Here is a 14,024-nt window from a genome sequence, read left to right on the forward strand (position 1 = left end):
GACAACGGTGTCCAGTGCTATGACTGCCTGCGCCCATCAACGCACGGATGCCATGGATATTTTCCGCACTGCACTGATTGCCGGTGTTGCCTGTGCAGCAGGACCGGCATGGTCCGCTGAATCACCGATCGCAGACGCCGACGCGCGCGGAATCTTCATCGAAGCACAGCACCTGTGCCAGGTCGATGGCGGCCAGCTGTGGGGGCAATCCCTGTGCGGGCCGATGATGCTGGTCGATCCGAAGAGCCGGCAGGTCACCGCCTCGCATGCGGATGTACACGGCGCGTTGAAGGCGCGTGGCGAGGTGTTCGTGGGCCAGCTTCCGCCCGATGCGATCGTTGCCAACACCGCCGTGGAATGGTCCGGCATACGCTGGACGCAACTGCTCTGGCCATTGCCGCAGGACGTGTCCAGGCGCAGTACGCTGCTGGCTCACGAAATGTTCCATCGGTTGCAACCGGCGTTGCCCATCACCGCGCCGACCGAAGGCGGCAACGAGCACCTCGACACACTTGAAGGACGCTACTGGCTGCAGCTGGAATGGCGCGCGCTTGCGGATGCGCTCACGGCCACCGATGCAATGGCGCAGCACACTGCGGTGACCGACGCACTCGCATTCCGCGCCGAGCGCCACCGCCAGTTCCCTGCGGCAGCGCAGGAAGAAGCGGCGCTGGAATTGAACGAGGGCCTGGCCGAGTACACCGGCGTGTTCGTCGGCAACCCAACGCGCTCCACACGTATCCAGGCGGCGCTGCATGACCTTCGCGCGCACGTTGCCGATCGCAGTTTCGTTCGCTCTTTCGCCTATGCCACCGGTCCGGCCTATGGCCTGCTGCTGGACCAGGCGGCCCCCGGCTGGCGCAACCATCTCGCCCACCCCGCCCGGGACCTCGGCACGCATCTGGCCGAAGTGACCCGGACCCCGATGCAGCGGGGTGCGACCGAGCTGCGGGCCGCTGCTGCGCGCTACGGCGGACAGGCACTGCGCGAAGCCGAAATGCTGCGCGAACAGCAGCGCATTGCGCAGCTGGAACACAACCGTGCGCGCTTCGTGACAGGCCCGGTCGTGCGGCTGGATCTGCGCAGCATGCGCATCCAGTTCAATCCCAACACGATGCAGCCGTTGCCGGGCCGTGGAACGGTATATCCAACGATGCGGCTGACCGACACCTGGGGCAGCCTGGACGTCACCGACGGAGCGTTGATGCAGAGCGACTGGAAGGCCGTGTTCGTGCAGGCACCCGCAACTGCCGACCCGCCGCTACAGGGTCCAGGGTGGTCGCTGAGTCTGAAACCAGGATGGTTGCTGGTACCGGGAACACGCAACGGCGATTACGTGCTGAAGGCGAACCCCTGACAACACCCGCAGGCATCGCGGTGCTCTAGCACGCGAGCGTTTCAGCCACGCCCTGCTCCATTTGACACATCTCCAGTGCTTGCGCGCTGTCACAGCTTCGTCTTTTCATCGTTGACCGAAAGACGACAGCTTGTGACGCTTACGGCACCGCACGGCCTCCACGGGCCTGTCATCGCGGTCACGTCTCACCGCAATCCGTAGCACCCGTCTCCGCAACGCCCCCCATGACTTCGCCTCGGCCCGGTCGTGGCGGACGGCTGCGCCCTGAACTTCTGCTGGAGAACCGCAATGCGCCTTGCAAGCCTCTTCTTCGCATTCGTCCTCAGTGCCTTCGCTGGCGCTGCCCAGGCCCAGGTCGTCACCCTCAACAAGGGCGGCTTCGTGCTCACCTACGACTGCAGCATCCACAGCGCCACCCGCTACGAGTACACGCTCACCGCCGACACCGGCTCGGCCGCGCGCCCGTCCAGCTTCTACAAGGATCCGGACCTGCCGGCAGGCTGCCTCGGCCAGACCAGCACCGCCTCCTACGCCAGCATCAAGTCCGGCTACGACCGTGGCCATCTCGTCACGTCCAATCACATGGACTACAACGCGACCTACATCCGCCGCGCCAACTACATGACCAACATCGTTCCGCAGGTGTCCAGCTTCAACCAGGGCATCTGGGTGAAGGCAGAGAACGTGGCTGAGTGCTACCGCGACATCGCGCCGGTGGATGTCTACGGTGGCGTGGTCTACGGCGACGCCTCCAACGACTACTTCCTTTCCAGCCACGGCATCCCGACACCGGAGTTCTTCTGGAAGACCATCATCACCCGTGACCCGAACACCGGCACGGCCAAGGCGATCAGCTGGATCATTCCCAACGAAGCCAATCTCGGCAGCCTCGACAGCTACCTGGTGACCATCGCCGATCTGGAGGAGCTGCTGGGTGCGAGCTACGTCGCGATCAACGCACCGGCCTCGCTGAAGAACATGCTGCCGGCCAGCACCTGGCCGCAGCCGGCGGGTTGTGACCTGGGCTGACCGGCCTGCCGGGAATGGGGGCACCCGGACCGGGTGCCCCGCAAGGATGGCTGTGGGAAAATAGCGGGCAATTGCGCCATTGCATTGCCCCCTGGAGCTGTAGATGTCCCGTTTTCCGTTTGATGCCGTGCTGTTCGACTGCGACGGCGTGCTCGTCGATTCCGAGCCGCTGGTCGCCCGCGTTCTCTCGGAAATGCTGACCGCACGCGGCTGGCCGCTGACCCCTGCGCAGGCGGGTGAAGTCTTCCTCGGCCAGTCCGTGGCCCATCTGGCTGGCCTGATCGCAGAGCGCACCGGCAAGCCGTTCACCGAGGAATGGCTTGAAGAATTCCGCCAGCAGCGCAACCGGGCACTGGAACGTGACCTTGAAGCGATCCAGGGGGCGCCCGAGGCCGTGCGTGCGATCGCTGCGGCCACCGGCGGCCGGATCGCCTGCGCCTCCGGCGCCGATCTGCTCAAGGTGAAGCTGCAGCTGGGCAAAGTCGGCATCCTCGATGCCTTCGGCCCCCATGTGTTCAGTGGCCAGGACATGCCGCGCACCAAGCCGCACCCGGACGTGTACCTGGCTGCAGCTGCAGCGCTGGGCGTCGACCCGACGCGCTGTGCAGTGATCGAGGACACCGTCACCGGCGCCACTGCGGGCGTTGCCGCAGGCGCCACCGTGTTCGGCTTCAGTGAGGGTGGCCCGCACCACAGTACGCCCGAAGCCCTGCGCGCTGCCGGTGCAAAGGTAATTTTCCAGCGCATGGACCAGCTGCCGGGCCTGCTTGCCGCCTACGCGGTGGACGCCGTCGCCTGACCCTGCTCAGCCCGCAGTGCCCAGTGCGGCGCTGCGGCGCTTTCCGGCGTAGTGCAGCGCGAACAGGTACAGGCCGGTGAACAGTTGCAGGAACAGCGGCGGCAGCGGCGAATAGGTGATCCACGCCGCAGGCTGGCCCTGCCCGAGCCCGCGCGCCACGAAGTTGGCGATCACCGCCAGGGTGAACACGATCGAGGTCCAACGATGCACGGGCCGTGCCCAGCCACCGCGGCTCATTGCCGGCGCCTCGCCTCGGAACGGGCTTCAATCATCTTCCAGCCATTGCCTGATGGATCGCGGAATCCAGCGTCGACCGCGCCATAGCGCTCGATCGGCTCCTGGGTGAATTCCACGCCCTGTGCCAGCCATTGCGTGTAGCACGCCTGGCAGTCATCCACGGCCAGCACCAGGGGCGGCATTGCACCTTTGGCCACCAGCTGCTGCAGCGAAAGCGCGGTAGCGGCATCGTGGGTGGGCGGGCCTGGCACGAAAAGGCCCAGCTGGAAACCGTCCTGGCCCGGGCTGCGTACCGTCAGCCAGCGGTAGCTGCCATTGCGTACGTCGGTATGCACTTCGAAGCCGAGCTTGCCGACGTAGAACGCCAGCGCCTCATCCTGGTCGCGCACATACAGGCCGACCGTGTTCACAGTGTTCGTCATGGGACCTCCCTCAGGTGGGGTCCACGCTAGCAACCGCCTCGCGGCGGCGCTTCTCCAAAACTGCGATGTTCAGGTCCGGTCGCTGCGCGGCACGTACGTGGCATTCCGGCACGCAGGCCGACGCCGCCTGGCCTGCACGCTCACGCTCACGCTCACGCACATTGCCCGGGCTGTCGCCGGTGATGTCACGGAAGATGCGGCCAAAGGTGCCCAGGCTGCTCCACCCGGTCTGCGCGGCGATTTCGGTGACCGGCAGGTCGGTGTCACGCAACATCGCCACGGCCCGTTCAATGCGCCGGCTGAGTAGATAGCGGTGCGGTGGCAGCCCGAAGGCCTGCTTGAACGAGCGGGCGAAGTGCGCCGGCGACACCGCACTGACCTCGGCCAGGCGCGCGACTGGCCACTCTTCGTGGCTGGCGCGATCCATCCGGTCCTTGGCACGCAGCAGGCGCCGCAGCAGTTCGGGGCTCTGGTTCATGGCACCACCGCCTGGGCCAGATAGTGGCGTGCCGCATGCCGCGCCTCAGCGGCCTGCTCGACCAGCCAGTCACGCAATGCAATGACCTTGGCACTGCCATTTCGCGCCGTAGGTGCCACGAACCAGAAGCTGCGGCCGTCACCGGCCACACCCGGATGCGCCTGCACCAGCCGCCCGCTGTCCAGCTCGGCCTGGAACAGGATCGGCGAACCGATGGCGATGCCTTGCCCGGCGATCGCGGCGCCGACATCCAGATGCTCGACGGCAAAGGGCGTGACGAAACTCTCCGGTGCCGGCGGTGGAATGTGCCCGTGCGCGGCAAACCACAGGGCCCACCAGTCCGGTCGCCCGAGCAGGGGAATCTCCAGCGCGGCGCTGCCCAGCCCACGCGCCGCCGGCACCAGCGCTGGCGCGCACAACGGTGCAAAAATGCTGGGGAACAACGGCGTGGCCTTCAGCCCGGGCCACTCACCATGCCCGTTGCGGATGGCAGCATCGAAGTGACCGGCGGCCAGATCCTGCGGCGCTGCCGACAGGTCCAGTTCCAGCACGAACTGCCGGTGGCGGGCGCGGAACGTGCCCAGCCGCGGCGTCAGCCAGCTGGTGCCCAGCGTCGGCAGCACGGACAGGCGCAGTCGCGCCGCATCCATCTCAGCGGCGCGCATGAAGCTGGCGCGCAGTGCATCGAATGCGCGGGTGGCCTCCTGCGCGACGCTGGCACCCGTCACCGTCAGTTCCACGTGCTGTGCGTGGCGCAGGAACAGGCAGGTGCCGGTCTGGGCCTCCAGCCGCCGCACGTGGTAGCTCACCGATGCCGCGCTGGTGTCTAGCTCCTCGGCGGCACGCGCGAAGCTGCCCAGCCGCGCCGCCGCCTCGAAGGCACGGATGGCGGCAAGCGATGGCAGCTGGCGTTGGGTGACCATGAGTGTGACTTAGCCTGAGCCCCGATATCTGCGTGGTCAATCCCCCTCCTGTCCGCAACGATGGAGGCACTTTCGACAAGGGATCACGCACATGGATCGACGGGAGTTCCTGGCCACCCTGGCCGCCGCGGCGGCGTCCACTGCCCTGCCCTCCGGGTGGGCCCTGCCCAGCCACAGCGAAGACTGGAAATGGTTGCAGGGCAACTGGCAGGTCCGGCACCGACGCCTGAAGGAGCGCCTGGTCGGCGATACCCGTTGGGAGTCCTTCACCGGTTCCAGCGCGGTCTGGCTCACCCTGGGGGGACTCGGCACCATCGATGACAACATCATGGCGCTGCCTTCGGGCCCTTACAGGGGCCTGGGCGTGCGCGCATTCGATCCGGTGTCTTCCATGTGGTCGATCTGGTGGATCGATGGCCGCAACCCTGCCCGTATCGAAGCCCCCGTGCGTGGCGTTTTCGAGGGCGATGCAGGCAGCTTCCGCGGCACCGACCGGATCGACGGACGCCCCATCGACGTGTGGTTCCGCTGGCATGACATCCACGGCGAGGAGCCGTGGTGGGAGCAGGCGTTCTCCGACGATGCCGGTGCGCACTGGGAAGTGAACTGGCGCAACTGGTTCCGCCGCACTGCTGCGATCCCCTCTCCGCTTCCGAAGCTGCCGGATGCACCGGGCGATTTTGATTTCCTGGTGGGCCATTGGAACGTGCGCCATCGTCGCCTGCGCGCTCGGCTGGCAGGCAGCGATGCGTGGGACGCGTTCAACGGCACCCTGCACAACTGGCCGGCACTGGGAGGATTCGGCAACGTGGGTGACAACCTGATGGACGTGCCTGCAGCACCGCTGCGCGGCATGGGCATCCGCGCCTGGAATGCGGCGGAGCAGCACTGGCTGAGCTGGTGGCTGGATGGCCTGGAGCCGACCCGGATCGGCGCGCCACTGCGCGGTGGTTTCCAGGCCGGTGTCGGCCGCTTCTTCGGCGAAGACCAGCACGACGGTCGATCAATCCAGACGCGGGTGATCTGGTCACGCATCACCCCGCGTTCGGCGCGCTGGGAACAGGCGGCCTCGGCCGATGGTGGGCGCAGCTGGGAAACCAACTGGGTCAGCGACTTCGAGCGACAGGCATGAAGGCGCTGCTGGCCGTGATGCTGCTGGTTGCTGCGTCGCCTGCCGCGTCTCCATCAAGGGTGCTGCAGATCGTCGGCCCGGCCGAACGCTTTGCCCCGGGCGTTGCATCCACGCAGTACGACGAGATTCGACTGACCTTGAGCCCGGACGGGAAAACCGCACTGTGGTTCAGCCGCAACCGGCCTGGCGGTCCGGGCGGGTATGACATCTGGGTCTCCCGCAACGACGGGCAGCGCTGGCGGCCGGCGACGCCGGTGCCGTTCAACACGCCGGGGCGCGACTTCGATCCCGCCTTTTCCGCCGATGGCCGCGTGGTGTATTTCTGTTCGGATCGCGCAGGCGGCCAGGGCGGCGACGATCTGTATCGGGTCAGCATGGGAAGCGACGGTCGATTCGGGGAGCCGGTCAATCTTGGCCCGGCAGTGAACAGCGCGGCCGATGAGTTCGCGCCGATGCTCTCGCCGGACGCAGCCACGCTGCTGTTCTCCAGCGATCGCGCAGGCGGTGCGGGTGGCCATGACCTCTACGTCGCAGCGATGGTCCGTGGCAGGGCACAGCCGGCACGGCCACTGGCCGGAGACCTCAATACCGCAGCGCAGGAGTTCGATGCCACCTTCCTGGGCGACGGCCGGACGCTGGTGTTTGCCCGCGCTCTGGACTTCGGCAGTGCACCGGTGCGCCAGTTCATTGCTTACGCGCATGGAGGCCGTTATGACGCGGGCCTTGCATTGCCCTCGCCCATGAACGAAGCCTCCGGCGACAGCTACGGCGCGATGCTGGATGGCTCACAACCCGACACCTTGACCTATTCGGCACGGCGCGCAGACGGTGCAGGGTTGGACCTGTACCGCGTCCGCTATCGGATGATGCGCCCTTGAAGCCAGATGTTGTCGATTCTCGGCGCCCCTGCTCGTCGAGAGGATGACTACCCAGGAGAAAACGCAGATGGCCTCACACCAGTCCCTTGCCTGCGCCTGCGGCCAGGTGCGCCTGACCGCCACCGGCAGTCCCATCGCCACCGTCGAATGCTGCTGCGACAGCTGCCGCAAGGCCGGCGCCATGCTGCAGTCGATGCCCCGGGCACCGGCCGTACTGGGCCCGCACGGCCAGACGCTCTTCGTAATGCAGCGCAAGGATCGCGTCAGCATCGATGCCGGACATGCCATGCTGCGCGCGTTGCGGTTGTCCAGCAGGGGTGGCAGCCGCCGCGTCGTGGCGGGATGCTGCAATACACCACTCTTCCTGGAGTTCAGCGGCGGCCATTGGCTGAGCCTGTATGGCCTGTTGTGGCCGGCATCGGCAAGACCCGCCGTGGAGATGCGGACGATGGTCAGTGATCTTCCTGATGCGTCTGTCCTTCCCGACGATGTGCCGAACCTGGAAACCCGGTCGCTGCGGTTCTATGCCCGGTTGATGAAGGCGTGGGTCGCCATGGGCTTCCGCAGCCCACGCATCGAGGTCGCGGGAGATACCCATGTCTGAGCCCGAGCGGATCGAGATCGAGAGCATCACCACGCCCGGGCACATCCAGCGCGTGGATCGTGCCAAGTATCTCGCCATGCGCCATGCCCTGCTGCGGGCCCTGCCTGCGCAACCGCCCGGCCTTACCGTTGCGCAGGCAAAACAGGCACTGCTGCCACATCTGCCCGCCGCCCTGTTCCCGGCAGGTGCCACCGCCGGCTGGTGGTTGAAGGCCGTGCAGCTGGACCTGGAAGCCAAGGGCGTGATCGAGCGCGTCGCGGGCAAGCCGTTGCGCCTGTTCAAGCACCTGGCGGCCGGCTGATCAGCGCTGCGCAGGCAGCTCCAGCCGGTGCTTGCGGCACAGGCGATACACCGTCACCCGCGATATCTGCATCTGCCGCGCGCACTCGGAGACGTTGTAGCCGGTCTGGCGCAGGATCTGCAGCAGCACATCGCGCTCGGCCTGCCCCCGTGCATCGTGCAGCATCGCCGCGGGCAGGGCCGCCGCCGATGCGCCCAGTTCCAGGTCACGCTCGCTGATCAGCTCGCCTTCGGCCATGATCGCTGCACGCTGCACACGGTTCAGCAGTTCGCGTACGTTGCCGGGCCAGTCGAAGCGCCGCATCGCCTGCAGCGCCACTGGCGAGAAACCACGTGCGCGCACGCTGTGGCGCAGCCGGAAGCAGCGCAGGAAGTGCTCGGCCAGCAGCTGCACGTCGGCGCCGCGCTCACGCAGCGGTGGCATCAGCAGGCGCAGCACATTCAGACGGTAGTAGAGATCGCTGCGGAACCGCCCCTGCGCCACCGCGTGTTCCAGTTCGACGTGGGTCGCGGCAAGTACCCGCACGTCTGCGCGCAGCGGCTGGCTGCTGCCCACGCGCTCGAAGGTTCCCTCCTGCAGCACGCGCAGCAGACTGGTCTGTGCTTCTGCCGGAAGATCGCCCACCTCATCCAGAAACACCGTTCCGCCATGGGCTGATTCGAACACGCCGATCTGCCGCTTGTCGGCACCGGTGAACGAGCCACGTTCGTGGCCGAACAGCTCCGACTGCACCAGGTTGGCCGGAATCGCACCGCAGTTCACTGCAATGAAAGGCCTGCCAGCACGCCCCGACAGCGCATGCAGCGCGTGCGCCGCCAACTCCTTGCCGGTACCGGTTTCGCCGGTGACCAGCACCGGCAGTTCCACCGGTGCGAACTTGTGCAGCACGGTGCGCACCGCATGCAGCGCAGGACTTTCTCCAATCAGGGCACGTGGTCCCTGCCCACCACAGGCCTCTTCGATCGACGGATCATCCGCATCAAACTGCTGGCGCATCGCGCAGATCAGCTCCTGCAGCCCGAATGGCAGGGTGAACCTCCCCCGGCAGCGCGCCAGCAGCGGCAACCACACCGGAGGTACAACACCTGCACCGGGTGGAAGCACCGCCAACCAGGGTAGATGCAGATGCTGCTCCATCCAGGAGGTGAGCAGCTGCAATGCCATTGAATCCAAATGGCGCAGATCGAGTACGGCGAGCAATCGATCGCGCCCACGCAGGCCAATCGCCATGGCGGGATCGGGATGGATGCTGCGCACATACCAGCCCGCTGCCGCCAGCGCACTGCGCTCGTTTGCCAGCGGCTCGCCAAACCAGAGCACGCAACGTGACGTAGAAGCCTCCGGGACCGCTGCCATGCTTCCCCCAGCATCCGGACACCGTCGGCGGACTGTCAGGCAATCACCGGCGTGCCGCCCCCCGCCGGGACCTCTACGGCCACCGGGGTGGCCCTTGTTGGGCGGATCCTAGCGCTTCCCTAAACGGCGGCGCAATGAGCAGTGCGTCAAGAAATTCCTGGCTGAAGCGGCACCGTAGCAGACGGCGACGCCACCTGTAACACCGATGCGACAGTCGCCCGCAGCCTTTGCCCTGCGGTGCCTGGCGCTTCGAAATCCCGACGATTCCGCGACGTGCCTGTAACAGCATGGCAGCAACCCGGTCAGGTGCGGCACGGTCACCCTGTTGGCGCGTGGGCGCTTCGGAGTTGGCACGGTTGATGCGTGGTTCCGCCGCACCCATCGCGGGAGATCGGCATGGACGGCACCACCCTGATTCGCGGCTTGGCCGCAGCGCTGGCAATAGCTCTGCTGTCGGTTGGCGCCGTCGCGTCCGCGTCGGGCGCCCGCCAGGGCGTGAAGGCACAACCGGGCGAAATCGTCCTGTTGCGGGACGTCTCCGCGCGGCCGGCCTATCGCATGGCACCACCGGGCATGGCGCTGATTGCCGACCCGAAGCCGCAGCGCGAGATCGCCGCCGCATTGGGTGACGGCGGCACGACGACCGGCATGGACGAGTTGAGCGATGAGGACTATGCCGGCATGGGCGCCGGCCAGGCCGTGTCCATCGCGGCGCCGGGCGGAACCACCGTTGAACGGGTCACCCAGCAGGCCTTGGGCGGCACGCTGGGCCGCAGTGGCGACGGCATGGTCGGCAGCAGCCTGGGGGGCGCCATGAGTGGGCCGCTCGGTGCGGTCGGCAGCAGCACCCGCGGTATCGCCGATACCGTGCGCGGCGCACTGGCCCAGTTCCCGCTGCAGGGCACGGCCCCGGCAGGTGGAAAATGAAGCCCCTGCACGGCGTGCTTCTGCTGCTCGCTGCCGCGCCCTCGGCGACCCGGGCCGATGACTACAGCGGCATGCTCGCCTATCTCGACGTGGCCCGGATCGACGGCCACGCACTGGCCGGGGCGAATGGCGCCATCGCCGTGAACCAGGCCGCCGGCGACCTCAATGTGCAGGCCAACCTGCGGGGTATCGCCAAGGGCGATCGCGCCGACGTGGCGACCAATGCGCGGCAACTGCAGCAGGGCAACCGCGTGCTGTCCGGGCCGCTGCGGGCCACTGCATTCATTGGCGGCGACGCACTGGCCGGTGCCAGCGGCATCGCATCCATCAACCAGGCCAGCGGCATCGCCAACACGACGCTCAACGTCGTCAGCGCGACGCTGGCCCGACAGGGCATACGCGAAACCGACGATACGGCCTTGGCCGCCGAGGGTTCCGCGTTGGCAGGGGGGCGGGACGACACCGGTCGCGGCGTCGCGACGGGCACCCGCAGCGCCGGTGTAGCCAGCACCGCGCTGCAGGGATTCGACGGGGTCCTGCAACTCAATCAGATCGCGGGCAACGGCAACGACACGGCCAACGTACTGGGCCTGGTCGTGCAGGACCGCCCGTGACAACCACCCAACCGATGCACCACCTGATGAGAGAGAGGGCACCATGAAAGCGACCGTCAAACAGACCATGCTCGCCATGGCGATTGCCACTGCCTCGACCGCCGCTGCGGCCAATGGCTGGGACAACCAGAACGCCAACGCGAACATCAACCACAACCACACCGTCAGTGAAACCCGCAACGATACGCACAACCACACCGACAACGACGTGCGCAACCGCACCGTCAACGTCAATGTGCAGAAGCACAGCAACATCCAGGCCGACGAACGCAAGGAGAAGAACAACCACGGCGTCGACGTGAACCTGGAGAAGGACCTGCGGCTGAGCACCGACATCAATTTCTCCGGCGATCCGAACATCACCGGCGACATCGACCTCGACTCGGCGGCCATTGCCGTGATCGACAACCGCCAGTCGATCAGCAACAACGCCACCAGCAACAGCCTGGTCACCAACAGTGCGTCCATCGGTGACAGCGTGGGGGCCGGCGCATCGGGCAATCTCGGCTTCAACGTGGTCTCCGGCGACAACAATGCCCAGGACAATGCCGCGTCGTTGTCCGCTGCCGATGCGTCCTTCAGCTTCGGCATGGCTGACGCCGAGGTGTTCGTCAACCAGGCCGGCTTCGGCAACGCCACCATGAACTCCGGCGTCACCAACGCCGCAGGTCTTGGCGGCAACGCTTTCGGAGGCGCGTCCGGCAACATCGGCGTGAACATCGCCTCGGGCAACAACAACGAGCAGAAGAACGCGCTCGCGGCCTCGGTCGCGACCACGGCGGTGGCGCAGTCGAGCATCAGTTCGAACCAGGTCTCCACCGGCAACACGGTCAGCAACGCCGGCTTCGTGCAGTCCTACACCGATACCGTGCAGGTCGGCATGCATGGCGGCGTCAGCGGCCTGACCCTGGCCTATGGCGCGGGTACCTACCGCGGCACCGGCAACGCCTACCAGATGGCGAACTACTATCTGGACACCTGGAATGGCGAACTGCCGCACCCGGGTGGCAACAGCACCGGCCACATCGACCTGGACAACCAGATCCAGAACGCCACGATGAACCCCAACCGGCCGGGGGTGGGCGGCCTGGGCTTCGACACGCGTGAGAGTGGCACCAGCCAGTTCGTCGAACTGGGCGTGGCCGACCTGTATGCCAGCCTCAGCGGCACGGTCAGCACCACGCGCTGGGTGAACGTCAACGCGACCAACACCTCGGCATTGTCGGGCAGCGCCTTCTCCGGCGCCTCCGGCAACATCGGCGTGAACGTAGCTTCCGGCACCGGCAACCTGCAGGCCAACAGCCTTGCCCTGGCAGTCGCCCAGCCCAGCACCGGCGGTGGTGGTGGCAGCGGCGAGTAAGCGCAACACCCCGGCCGTCCGCCAATGGCCGGGTTCCCGGGAGCCCCTGTTCCTCCTCCCCCTTGGGACAGGGGCTCCCCTCTGCCGGAGAACGTGATGATCCGTTGCCGTCTTTCGATGTGCCTGCTGGCGATGCTGTTGCTGCTGGGTACCGCCTCCGCGTGGGCGGGCGAGGTGCGCTTCAGCGGCGTACTGCCCAATGGCGCGTTGCTGCAGCAGAAGGTGGAGAGCATGCAGGAGCGGCGCTACCGCAACGTGGTGCGCCAGCACACCGACTACAGCTGCGGGGCCGCCGCGCTGGCCACCATCCTGCGCCACGCCTACCACCTGGATACCGACGAGGCGACGGTGATCGAGGGGATGATGGGGGTCTCCGATCCCGCACTGGTGGCCGAGCGCGGTTTTTCGCTGCTCGACATCAAGCGCTACGTGGAATCGCTGGGCATGCGCGGCCGCGGCTACCGTATCGACGAATCCCGTCTGCGCACCCTGCGCGTCCCCGGCCTGGTGCTGATGGACGTGCGCGGCTTCCGCCATTTCGTGGTGCTCAAGCAGGTCCGCAACGGCATCGTCGAGGTGGCCGACCCGATCCTTGGCAACCGCAGCCTGGCGCTGCCTGAATTCCTTGCGGCCTGGCCATCACGCGCAGTGTTCGTGGTGATCGGCAGCGACTTCGACCGCAACACCGCCCTGCTGCAACCCAGCGAACGGCCCAGTGCGCGCGCGCTGTATGCGCGGCAGGGGCCGATCACCGATGCCGAACTGGTCGACTTCGGCTTCAGCCATGCCGACCTGTTCTGAAGGAGGTTCGACCATGTTCCGCCAACCGCTGATGATGGCCCTGCTGCTGGCCTTCCCTACCCTGCCCCTGCAGGCGGCAGAGGGCACGCCCGGTCGCGGCCTGAAGGAAATTCCGGACCCGGAACTGAGCCTGATGCGAGGCCGCTACACCGTGGGCGGCAACAACGTGGCCTGGTTCGGGGTGACCATGGTTTCGCAGTGGCAGGCCGGCAACGGCGCCACCCTGCAGGGCGCATTGACCCTGGCCATGGACTTCCGCGGCGGCGGTGCGCCGAAGCTGAGCTTCCAGCCCAGCGTGCATGTGACCGCTGCTGATGCGCCACTGCCGGACACCCGCGGCCGCAGCATCGACAGCAGCGGCCTGGCCAACGCCAGCGGCCTGGTGCAGAGCGTACAGGTGGCCGGCGATGGCAACGTCGCCCGCAATGCGACCACGCTGGTGGTACGCAATGGCGCGGTGCCGGCCCTGTCGGGTGACGGTGCCCATTCGCTCAGTGCACAGGGCGCAGGCGTCTCGGCCTCCGCAGTGCTGGACGGCAACCAGGCACGCCTGCAGCTGCAGGTGGATGGCCAGGGCCTGGTGCAACAGTGGATCCGCAATGGCAGCGTCGGCCAGGGCATTGCCCTGGCCGGTGATGGCCAGATCGCCAGCAACCAACTGCGGCTGGAGCTGGTTCGCAACACCGTGGGCGGCAACCTGCCGTTGAGCCAGAACGTGGCCCAGGCGATTGCGTTGAACCGCGGCATGGGGCCGGGCCAGTAGCGCGGCGCGGCATCGGGGGAAGCGCTTCACAACGCAGGACACG

At 67.0% G+C, this 14,024-nt stretch carries 17 protein-coding genes; 12 read left to right on the forward strand and 5 right to left on the reverse strand.

The genetic code is table 11. The features are described from left to right. Positions 1–52: 52 nt before the first annotated feature. The 3 genes from FQS62_RS12315 to FQS62_RS12325 all read left to right on the forward strand — a co-directional run bounded on the left by FQS62_RS12315 (position 53) and on the right by FQS62_RS12325 (position 3,185). On the forward strand, positions 53–1,357 hold the full coding sequence (locus tag FQS62_RS12315; protein ID WP_208043503.1) for a hypothetical protein: 1,305 nt from the start codon (positions 53–55) through the stop codon (positions 1,355–1,357). Positions 1,358–1,645: 288 nt separating this feature from the next. Further along, positions 1,646–2,386 carry a DNA/RNA non-specific endonuclease gene (locus FQS62_RS12320; protein WP_019337401.1) on the forward strand — a complete coding sequence of 247 codons (741 nt, stop codon included), beginning with the start codon at positions 1,646–1,648 and terminating at the stop codon, positions 2,384–2,386. Positions 2,387–2,489: 103 nt separating this feature from the next. Next, positions 2,490–3,185 (forward strand): HAD family hydrolase, encoded by a 696-nt coding sequence (locus FQS62_RS12325; protein WP_057499408.1) that lies wholly within the window; start codon positions 2,490–2,492, stop codon positions 3,183–3,185. A 6-nt stretch (positions 3,186–3,191) separates the two neighbouring features. Here FQS62_RS12325 and FQS62_RS12330 read toward each other — a convergent pair whose 3' ends face one another. The 4 genes from FQS62_RS12330 to FQS62_RS12345 are packed head-to-tail and all read right to left on the reverse strand — an operon-like array spanning position 3,192 to position 5,245. Continuing rightward, positions 3,192–3,422, reverse strand: coding sequence for a hypothetical protein (locus tag FQS62_RS12330; RefSeq protein WP_088479267.1), 231 nt, complete (start codon positions 3,420–3,422; stop codon positions 3,192–3,194). Next, a complete protein-coding gene (locus FQS62_RS12335) occupies positions 3,419–3,844 on the reverse strand; it encodes a VOC family protein (protein WP_088479268.1) in 426 nt (141 codons plus the stop codon). Before FQS62_RS12335 ends, FQS62_RS12330 begins: the two co-directional genes overlap by 4 nt. Positions 3,845–3,854: 10 nt before the next feature. Then, a complete protein-coding gene (locus FQS62_RS12340) occupies positions 3,855–4,322 on the reverse strand; it encodes a helix-turn-helix domain-containing protein (RefSeq protein WP_208043502.1) in 468 nt (155 codons plus the stop codon). Further along, the gene (locus FQS62_RS12345; RefSeq protein WP_208043501.1) at positions 4,319–5,245 is read right to left on the reverse strand and encodes a LysR substrate-binding domain-containing protein; all 927 of its coding nucleotides are present in this window, start codon (positions 5,243–5,245) and stop codon (positions 4,319–4,321) included. The genes FQS62_RS12340 and FQS62_RS12345 overlap by 4 nt, the downstream gene beginning before the upstream one ends. A 91-nt stretch (positions 5,246–5,336) precedes the next feature. Between FQS62_RS12345 and FQS62_RS12350 the strand changes: the two genes are divergently transcribed. The 4 genes from FQS62_RS12350 to FQS62_RS12365 all read left to right on the forward strand — a co-directional run bounded on the left by FQS62_RS12350 (position 5,337) and on the right by FQS62_RS12365 (position 8,160). Further along, positions 5,337–6,377, forward strand: coding sequence for a hypothetical protein (locus FQS62_RS12350; protein WP_208043500.1), 1,041 nt, complete (start codon positions 5,337–5,339; stop codon positions 6,375–6,377). Continuing rightward, on the forward strand, positions 6,374–7,255 hold the full coding sequence (locus tag FQS62_RS12355) for a TolB family protein (protein WP_088479272.1): 882 nt from the start codon (positions 6,374–6,376) through the stop codon (positions 7,253–7,255). The genes FQS62_RS12350 and FQS62_RS12355 overlap by 4 nt, the downstream gene beginning before the upstream one ends. A 67-nt stretch (positions 7,256–7,322) precedes the next feature. After that, the gene (locus FQS62_RS12360) at positions 7,323–7,859 is read left to right on the forward strand and encodes a GFA family protein (RefSeq protein ID WP_088479273.1); all 537 of its coding nucleotides are present in this window, start codon (positions 7,323–7,325) and stop codon (positions 7,857–7,859) included. Beyond that, the gene (locus FQS62_RS12365; protein ID WP_088479274.1) at positions 7,852–8,160 is read left to right on the forward strand and encodes a DUF6958 family protein; all 309 of its coding nucleotides are present in this window, start codon (positions 7,852–7,854) and stop codon (positions 8,158–8,160) included. The genes FQS62_RS12360 and FQS62_RS12365 overlap by 8 nt, the downstream gene beginning before the upstream one ends. On the opposite strand, the gene FQS62_RS12370 is transcribed toward FQS62_RS12365, so the two are convergent. Next, complete coding sequence (locus tag FQS62_RS12370; RefSeq protein ID WP_088479275.1) at positions 8,161–9,516, reverse strand: sigma-54 interaction domain-containing protein; 1,356 nt, start codon at positions 9,514–9,516, stop codon at positions 8,161–8,163. It abuts the gene before it with no gap. A 396-nt stretch (positions 9,517–9,912) separates the two neighbouring features. Between FQS62_RS12370 and FQS62_RS12375 the strand changes: the two genes are divergently transcribed. The 5 genes from FQS62_RS12375 to FQS62_RS12395 all read left to right on the forward strand — a co-directional run bounded on the left by FQS62_RS12375 (position 9,913) and on the right by FQS62_RS12395 (position 13,981). Next, positions 9,913–10,443 (forward strand): FapA family amyloid fibril periplasmic chaperone, encoded by a 531-nt coding sequence (locus tag FQS62_RS12375; RefSeq protein ID WP_099589569.1) that lies wholly within the window; start codon positions 9,913–9,915, stop codon positions 10,441–10,443. After that, on the forward strand, positions 10,440–11,057 hold the full coding sequence (locus tag FQS62_RS12380) for a FapB/FapC family functional amyloid domain-containing protein (RefSeq protein WP_099589568.1): 618 nt from the start codon (positions 10,440–10,442) through the stop codon (positions 11,055–11,057). The genes FQS62_RS12375 and FQS62_RS12380 overlap by 4 nt, the downstream gene beginning before the upstream one ends. 43 nt (positions 11,058–11,100) lie before the next feature. Beyond that, the gene (locus tag FQS62_RS12385) at positions 11,101–12,417 is read left to right on the forward strand and encodes a FapB/FapC family functional amyloid domain-containing protein (RefSeq protein ID WP_088479277.1); all 1,317 of its coding nucleotides are present in this window, start codon (positions 11,101–11,103) and stop codon (positions 12,415–12,417) included. A 96-nt stretch (positions 12,418–12,513) separates the two neighbouring features. Continuing rightward, on the forward strand, positions 12,514–13,218 hold the full coding sequence (locus FQS62_RS12390) for a C39 family peptidase (RefSeq protein ID WP_208043499.1): 705 nt from the start codon (positions 12,514–12,516) through the stop codon (positions 13,216–13,218). A gap of 13 nt (positions 13,219–13,231) precedes the next feature. Next, on the forward strand, positions 13,232–13,981 hold the full coding sequence (locus FQS62_RS12395; protein WP_208043498.1) for a hypothetical protein: 750 nt from the start codon (positions 13,232–13,234) through the stop codon (positions 13,979–13,981). The last annotated feature ends 43 nt before the right edge of the window (positions 13,982–14,024 follow it).

The sequence above is a fragment of the Stenotrophomonas sp. SBJS02 genome, assembly GCF_020428325.2.
GTDB classification, from domain to species: domain Bacteria; phylum Pseudomonadota; class Gammaproteobacteria; order Xanthomonadales; family Xanthomonadaceae; genus Stenotrophomonas; species Stenotrophomonas africana.